Source organism: Acetobacter suratthaniensis, from assembly GCF_017377745.1.
In the GTDB taxonomy this organism is placed as follows: Bacteria; Pseudomonadota; Alphaproteobacteria; order Acetobacterales; family Acetobacteraceae; genus Acetobacter; species Acetobacter suratthaniensis.
Genome location: NZ_JAFVMG010000003.1, coordinates 203,550 through 210,121, shown reverse-complemented (window position 1 = coordinate 210,121; position 6,572 = coordinate 203,550). Strand labels below are relative to the sequence as shown.

Sequence of the window (6,572 nt, the reverse complement as noted above, 5' to 3'; positions counted from 1 at the left end):
GTCCAGATCGGTGTGGCTCATGCGAGTGTTTCCTCAAAATCAGAGTCTCTGGCCGTCCAGCGCCACGATGGCGGACGACCGGGGGTAGATCGCCACTTTTCATTACGCCGGGAACACATCTTGCCTGATGCGCCCGTGCGCTGTCTTATAGCAGCAACATTGTGGAACGGTTTCTTACAGCTTTCCGCGTTCGCCTGACAGGAGAAAAATACATGCAGCCCCCCCCTGCGCCCGGAAAGCTCTCACCTTTGACCCGCCGCCTGCCGCTGGCAAACCTTGAAACCACGCAGGGATTAAAGCGCGTACTGGGGCCGGCCAATCTGGTGGCGCTGGGTGTGGGGGCCACTATCGGCGCGGGGCTTTTTTCACTGACCGGTATTGCCGCCTCTGAAAACGCAGGCCCGGCCGTGGTGCTATCGTTCCTTGTCGCGGCAATCGCCTGCGGATTCGCTGGCCTGTGCTACAGTGAGCTGTCGAGCATGATCCCGATTGCGGGCAGCGCCTATACCTATGCCTATGTCACCCTGGGTGAACTGATGGCCTGGATCATCGGCTGGGATCTGGTGCTGGAATACGCCGTGGGGGCTGCCACTGTTGCGGTAAGCTGGTCACGCTATGTCGTGTCCTTGCTCGATTCATGGGGGATTGTACTGCCCCCCCGCCTGACAGCCTCACCCTTCGAAACCCTTCATATGGCCGATGGCTCCGTCACACACGGGATTGCCAACCTGCCAGCGGCTCTGGCCATCTGCGGCGTATCGTGGGTGCTGATCCGGGGCATTTCGCAGTCTGCCATGGTCAATGCCGTTATTGTCACCATCAAGCTGCTGGTGATCGCAGCATTTATCGGATTTGGCATAGCCTATATCAACCCGGCCAATTATCATCCTTTTCTCCCACCCAATGATGGCACGTTCGGACATTTCGGGCTTTCGGGCGTCATGCGTGCGGCTGGCACGATTTTTTTTGCCTATGTCGGCTTTGACGCGGTTTCCACCACCGCGCAGGAAACCCGCAACCCCGCACGCAATATGCCTATCGGTATTCTGGGCAGCCTGCTTGTCTGTACGCTGGTTTATGTCGCCTTTGCCACGGTCATGACCGGGCTGGTGAATTACCGCGATATGGTGGGAGATGCCGCGCCCGTGGCCACCGCCATCAACCGCACACCGTATCACTGGCTGCAAACCGCGGTAAAAATCGGTATTATCTGCGGATTTACCTCGGTGCTGCTGGGCATGCTGCTGGGGCAGAGCCGGGTTTTCTTTGCCATGTCGCGTGACGGATTGCTGCCGCGCCTGTTCAGCATTACCCACCCGCGTTACCAGACACCGTGGCTGTCCAACCTGTTCTTTATGGGGTTGACCTGCCTGCTCAGCGCTTTTCTGCCCATTTCCGAACTGGGGCATATGACGTCCATCGGCACGCTTCTGGCGTTTGTGCTGGTTTGTGCCGGTGTCATGGCGCTACGCCGCACAGCACCTGACACACCACGCCCCTTCAAGGTGCCAGGGGGTGACATCATTCCGGTTCTGGGCGTGCTGAGCTGTGGTTCTGTCATGATCTTTCTTGACCAGATGACATGGCTGCGTCTGGTCGTGTGGCTGGCCATCGGCATGGTCATTTATGTCGCTTATGGCCGCACGCATAGCAGGCTTGCTCAAGCCAAACCCGACAACACCGCCCCACAGACCTGAGCACATGGGTTGCATAGACACCCTGAGGGCGCATAGTTTGGGCATTCATTAACGCAGTTCAAGCCCCGTGCGGCATGCCCCGCACGGGACGGCATGCCTTGCAGGAGATACCGCCATGATGGCTGGTCGCTTTCCCATGACCCGCCCACGCCGCAACCGTGTTGACGCGGCCACGCGCCGACTGGTGGCTGAAAACACGCTGAGCATCAGCAATCTGATCTGGCCGATTTTCTTCACGGAAGGCAGCAACACCATTACCGAGGTGGCCTCCATGCCCGGCGCGCTGCGTGTCACGCTGGACCAGCTTGCCGCCCATGTCGAACCCGCCGCCAAGCTGGGCATCCCGGCTCTGGCCCTGTTCCCTGTCACGCCGTCCTCCGTGCGGGATGAAGTGGGGAGTGAGGCTACAAACCCCGACAACCTGATGTGTCGGGCCGCACGCCTGCTCAAGCGCGAGTTTCCCGACATGGCACTGATTGGCGATGTCGCACTCGACCCTTATACCAGCCACGGTCATGATGGCCTGATCGAAAACGATTACGTGACGAACGATGCCTCCGTGCGGGTGCTGGTTCAGCAATCGGTCAATCAGGCGGCGGCGGGCGTTGACATCATCGCACCGTCCGACATGATGGACGGGCGGATTGGCGCAATCCGCGAGGCGCTGGACGCGCAGGACATGATCAACACGCGTATCATGTCCTATGCCGCCAAATACGCCAGCGCCTTTTACGGCCCGTTCCGCGATGCGCTGGGCTCGGGCAGCATGCTCAAGGGCGACAAAAAAACCTACCAGATGGACCCCGCCAACTCTGATGAGGCCCTGCGCGAAGTCGCCATGGATCTTGAGGAAGGGGCTGACATGGTCATGGTCAAACCCGGCATGCCGTATCTGGATATCATCCGCCGCGTGCGCGACACCTTCAGCGTGCCAACCTTCGCCTATCAGGTCTCGGGCGAATACGCGATGCTGATGGCCGCCATCAACAACGGCTGGCTGGATCGTGAACGCGCCATCATGGAAAGCCTGCTGGCCTTCCGCCGTGCGGGTGCCAATGGCGTGCTGACCTACTTCGCCATTGAAGCCGCACAGACCCTGCGCCAGACCTACGGGCAGTAAGCCCCTTGGACAGGCGCCTGCAGGATAGGGTAACTGGCAGCTTGCCTGCTGATACGGCGGGGGACGCATGACCCCTCGCCTCCCCCTGCCGCGCCTGTTCTTTGCCTCCACTCCGCAGCCCTGCCCCTATCTGCCGAACCGTATGGAACGCAAGGTACTGGCCGACCTGTCAGTGCCAGAGGCTGACAGGCTGCATAGTCACCTCTCACGCGCGGGGTTCAGGCGCAGCCATACGCTGGCCTATGCTCCGCTCTGTGCTGGATGTTCGGCCTGTATTCCCATTCGCTTGCCAGTGGCGGCTTTCCAGCCTGATAGAACCCAGCGCCGGGTCTGGCGGCGCAATGCCGATCTGGGGGCCACGCTCTGCCCCCCCACCGCCACCGCCGAGCAATACGCGCTGTTCCGCCTGTATCTGGACAACCGCCACGCGGATGGCGACATGGCGGGCATGAACGAGCAGGACTACGCCGTCATGCTGGAAGATACGCCAGTGGATACCCGCGTGATCGAATTCCGCGATCAAGCAGATACGCTGGTGGCCGTAAGCCTGATTGATGTGCTGGAAGACGGGCTTTCGGCCGTTTACAGTTTTTACAGACCCGACATGCCGCACCGCTCTCTAGGCTGCCATGTCATCCTGTTTCTGGCGCGCCAGACCATCCTGCTGGGAAAACCCTATCTGTATCTGGGCTACTGGGTGCCGGGCAGCCCCAAAATGGCTTACAAAAGCCGCTACCGCCCGGCTGAAATCCTGCGGGCTGGCCAGTGGCAGACCCTTAACCCAGATGAACCTGTCGAAACAGGCCGGGCAGACCTGTTTCCAGACGCCCCCCTGTTCTAACCAGTCTGCTCCAGCCCCCACACCACCCAATCACTCTCCGCGCTTGGTCTGGCTCAGAACCCGTTAATTTATTGAAGACGGATTAAGCTGCATGTTCCTCTGGCCCACAGAGTCCCCCGGCAGAATCCCTGCTTAACGCCGCCATGTCGGGCGAACAAAATAAAGCCACCTTCCGACAGGCCTCTGTATAAAAAGCACCACCCGATCGAAAACATAATGACAAAACGGAAAGACTGGCGGCGTGTTATCGCCCGATACGACTGTGGCAACTCCCACATTCATGGCCGCACTTCACACCGCCGCACACTTCCTCTTCTCTCTCAACAAAATAAGCCCTGAGCCTAACGGCCTCTATCTTCACGAGACATCAAAGCAATCCGCCGCGTTTATTCAAGCTGCAGACGAATAGCACCAAAGCGCACTGGGGCTTTTAGCTTCATGATCAGCCCTCCTCCCGCCCCCAACATAAACGCCACACACAGCACCACCACGATAAGCGTATTCACCATATTCCCGTCGCTACCTGTCAGGGCAGGCAGATTACTCAGCGCCACGAAGAGAAACGCGCTCAGACCAATGAACGCCAGCCCCGGTGCAATAATGGTTTTCCATGCCCCGGCTGAACTCTTGTTCCGGGCAAAGAACAGGATAATGGCAAAACTCGCCAAAGCGACAATAACCATATATCCAAGCGTGCCCGCTGCCGCCCCCAGAGCATAAATCTGCGTCACGGGATCAAACCCAAACAATACCGCAGCACAAAGCACTATAAAGGAGACGGCAGTCTGCACTACCGATGCCACATAAGGGGAAGCATGATCGGTATGTACCTTGGCCAGATGTTCTGACAAAACCCCACAGCCACCCAGCACATATTTGTAACGCGCCACAATATTGTGGATGGAAATAACAACCGCGAACAGGCTTGTCACAAGCAGTATCTGAGCCACATCATGCAGTATTTGCCCCAGATAAGTCGTAACCAGATCAAGATAAAGCGTATCCATATGGCTCGACGCCGTTTCTTTAACCGTGTCAGCACCCACGCCAGCTATTTCGCAGTAGAACGATACAAAATACAAAAGACTGATAAAACCGACCGCAATATACGTCGCAAGTGGAATTGAGCGTTCTGGCCTGCTGGCCTCCTCGCGGTAAACAACCGTAGATTCAAAACCAATAAAACCAAAAATCGAGAACAGCACGCCTAAACCTGGAGAACCAGATAACATTTCCGACACATGGAAAGGCGTTACGGGCAGCCCTGATTCTCCCCCCTTCGTCAGTATCGTTAAGTCCAGCAGTACAATCACCCCGATTTCCAGAATTAGAGCAATACCCAGAACCTTGGCGCTGACCTCCACATTCCTGTACCCTAATATCCCGACAAGCAGAACAATCGCTAAAGCATATAACCACCATGCTGCATGAACATGGAGGAAGTCCTCTACCGTGTTTTGCAACACAACACCGATATATGCCTCAAGCGCGATGAGAATAAGCGTATAGGAAAGAACTGCCAAAGAGGCTGCACCAAGCCCCATCATTGTGCCCATGCCTTTGAGTATATAAGCATAAAATGCACCGGCATTGTTGATATACCGCGACATTGCTACAAACCCGATGGAAAAGAGCAACATTACGCCCCCGACTGCCAGCGCATCGAGGGGAGCCGCCACACCATTCCCCGAACCGATAATCAGCGGGCTTACTCCGACCATGACAGTCAGCGGTGCGGCTGTGGCAACCACCATCATGGCAATACCAATCGGCCCCAGCCCCCCTTTGAGACGGCCGGCGGGTGCGTCTGCTTCTATCTGTTTGACTGATGATGATTGCGCCATACGGCAAACTCCTTACTGTCTCCAAAGCCTTGGAGGAATCTGCTTTCGTGTCTGGAATTTTTATTTTGAAATTAAAATTTTACTTTAGAGACTGCAGATATTCAGATGATGTTTCGTTTGCCGTTTTGCTTAATACATTGAAACCAGCCGAGTGGCGCTCAGTACTCCCTTTAAGATAGGCAAGCGGATCTTCGAAATCACGGACATAGCCCATGGCAAAACAGCCGCACTGATAACCCATCAGCCTGAGCAGATCATCTGGCAGGGTTTTGGCAATTTCAAAAGGTGTCGCCAGATACTGGTTTTCTTCCTGCCTTACCCACCCCACAGCGTAGGTGATGTTAATGGCCTGGCGAGGAAAATCCGTTCTGTTGGCCCCGGCACCATGATAGACCTTGCCAGTATAAAGCAGGACAGAGCCTTTCTTCATTTCTGCAGGGATACCGGCTTCGGGTGGGAATTTTTTATTCACCCCAACGTACTGACTATTGGGCACAATACGTGTAGCCCCGTTTTCCGCAGTGTAATCGGTCATGGCCCAAAGCGTATTACACTGAACCTCATAATCATCAGGAAAAGGGAAAAAATCCCATGCAAGCTGATCCTGATGCAGCACCTGCTCAGGAGAGCCGGAATGTACCGTAATGACCTGTGTCAGATGCAACTGAAAGGTAGAGGCTTTATGCAGGTGCCGCTCTGCTACTCCCAACACTAGAGGGTTCATGACAAGTTCGCGCGCAGTAGGAGAACGCGCGATCATGGCGCCTGTTCTTTGCGTGCTAAACCCCAGAAATTTGTCTTCGCCATAGGGGGTGGACGCGATATGGGGCGCCATTTCCTCTGCCAGACGATCCATAACAGCCGCTGGCACCAGTTCATCGATAATAACGTATCCGTGCTCTTTCAGAGAAACGCTAACTTCATCGGCGGTCGCAGTATTGGGCAGGCGGTTCAACATGCTCGTTCTCCAAAGAAAAGTAACTCTGTCTAGAAACACACGCACTTTTCAGAGAGAGATTGGACAATTCTGTCCTGTCCCAGCTGTTAAGCAGCGTGTCGATCATGCCATC

At 56.0% G+C, this 6,572-nt stretch carries 6 protein-coding genes; 4 read left to right on the top strand and 2 right to left on the bottom strand.

What is annotated here, in order from left to right:
- The 4 genes from J2D75_RS05700 to J2D75_RS05685 form a co-directional block, all read left to right on the top strand.
- The coding region (locus J2D75_RS05700; protein ID WP_207853782.1) for a hypothetical protein at window positions 1-198 on the top strand (198 nt) is incomplete at its 5' end.
- Window positions 199-212: 14 nt separating this feature from the next.
- The gene (locus tag J2D75_RS05695; RefSeq protein WP_207853780.1) at window positions 213-1,697 is read left to right on the top strand and encodes an amino acid permease; all 1,485 of its coding nucleotides are present in this window, start codon (window positions 213-215) and stop codon (window positions 1,695-1,697) included.
- A gap of 115 nt (window positions 1,698-1,812) precedes the next feature.
- On the top strand, window positions 1,813-2,817 hold the full coding sequence (hemB, locus tag J2D75_RS05690) for a porphobilinogen synthase (RefSeq protein ID WP_207853778.1): 1,005 nt from the start codon (window positions 1,813-1,815) through the stop codon (window positions 2,815-2,817).
- Window positions 2,818-2,884: 67 nt separating this feature from the next.
- Window positions 2,885-3,658 (top strand): arginyltransferase, encoded by a 774-nt coding sequence (locus J2D75_RS05685; protein ID WP_207853770.1) that lies wholly within the window; start codon window positions 2,885-2,887, stop codon window positions 3,656-3,658.
- Between the two features lie 386 nt (window positions 3,659-4,044).
- Here the strand turns inward: J2D75_RS05685 and J2D75_RS05680 are convergent, their stop codons facing one another.
- Both J2D75_RS05680 and J2D75_RS05675 read right to left on the bottom strand, forming a co-directional pair.
- On the bottom strand, window positions 4,045-5,502 hold the full coding sequence (locus tag J2D75_RS05680) for an APC family permease (RefSeq protein WP_207853768.1): 1,458 nt from the start codon (window positions 5,500-5,502) through the stop codon (window positions 4,045-4,047).
- Window positions 5,503-5,581: 79 nt separating this feature from the next.
- Window positions 5,582-6,460, bottom strand: coding sequence for a phytanoyl-CoA dioxygenase family protein (locus tag J2D75_RS05675; RefSeq protein ID WP_207853765.1), 879 nt, complete (start codon window positions 6,458-6,460; stop codon window positions 5,582-5,584).
- Window positions 6,461-6,572: the final 112 nt, after the last annotated feature.

Bases quoted from the DNA above. Each gene is read 5' to 3' on its own strand.
- J2D75_RS05675 (WP_207853765.1), bottom strand. From the start codon at position 6,460: ATGTTGAACCGCCTGCCCAATACTGCGACCGCCGATGAAGTTAGCGTT.
- J2D75_RS05685 (WP_207853770.1), top strand. From the start codon at position 2,885: ATGACCCCTCGCCTCCCCCTGCCGCGCCTGTTCTTTGCCTCCACTCCG.
- J2D75_RS05695 (WP_207853780.1), top strand. From the start codon at position 213: ATGCAGCCCCCCCCTGCGCCCGGAAAGCTCTCACCTTTGACCCGCCGC.
- J2D75_RS05680 (WP_207853768.1), bottom strand. From the start codon at position 5,502: ATGGCGCAATCATCATCAGTCAAACAGATAGAAGCAGACGCACCCGCC.
- hemB (WP_207853778.1), top strand. From the start codon at position 1,813: ATGATGGCTGGTCGCTTTCCCATGACCCGCCCACGCCGCAACCGTGTT.